This window comes from Hymenobacter edaphi (assembly GCF_003258365.1).
Taxonomy (GTDB): Bacteria; Bacteroidota; Bacteroidia; order Cytophagales; family Hymenobacteraceae; genus Solirubrum; species Solirubrum edaphi.
Map to the genome: position 1 here is coordinate 1 of NZ_QHKM01000038.1, position 567 is coordinate 567.

At 66.7% G+C, this 567-nt stretch carries 1 protein-coding gene; it reads right to left on the reverse strand.

Annotated elements, in window-relative coordinates:
* Window positions 1–211: 211 nt before the first annotated feature.
* A partial coding sequence (locus tag DLM85_RS24820; RefSeq protein WP_481249170.1) for an aldose epimerase family protein occupies window positions 212–567 on the reverse strand: 356 nt, incomplete at its 5' end.

Here is a 567-nt window from a genome sequence, read left to right on the forward strand (position 1 = left end):
CACGGCCTGCGCCACTTCGGCGCCGCTGCGGGCATCCACGAGCACGGCCCGCACCGAGTCGGTGCCGTAGTCGATGCCGATGACGTATGTCTTGGACATAGGGTGAAAGGGTGAGGGGGTGAAATGGCGAGTTTGGTGTTTAGGCGGCGCGGAGCGGCGCAGATAGCGCTAGCAGAACGGCACTCCCCATTTCACCCTCTCACCATTTCGCCTATTTGCGCACGCCGAAGCGGTACACGGTGGTCGAATGCAGAGTCTGGCCGGGCTGCAGGATGGTGCTCGGGAACGTGGGCTGGTTGGGCGAGTCGGGGAAGTGCTGGGTTTCCAGGCAGAAGCCCGCGTGCTTGCCGTAGACCACGTTGCCCTTGCCCGCGAGCGAGCCGTCGAGGAAGTTGCCCGTGTAGAACTGGATGCCGGGCTCGGTGGTCGTCACTTCCAGGGTGCGGCCCGAGGCGGGCTCGTACACCGTGGCGGCCGGGTGCATCCCGTCGGCCTGGGTGAGCACCCAGTTGTGGTCGTAGCCGCCGGGCACCTGCGCTATCCGCTCCCCGATGCCGTGGGGCGTGG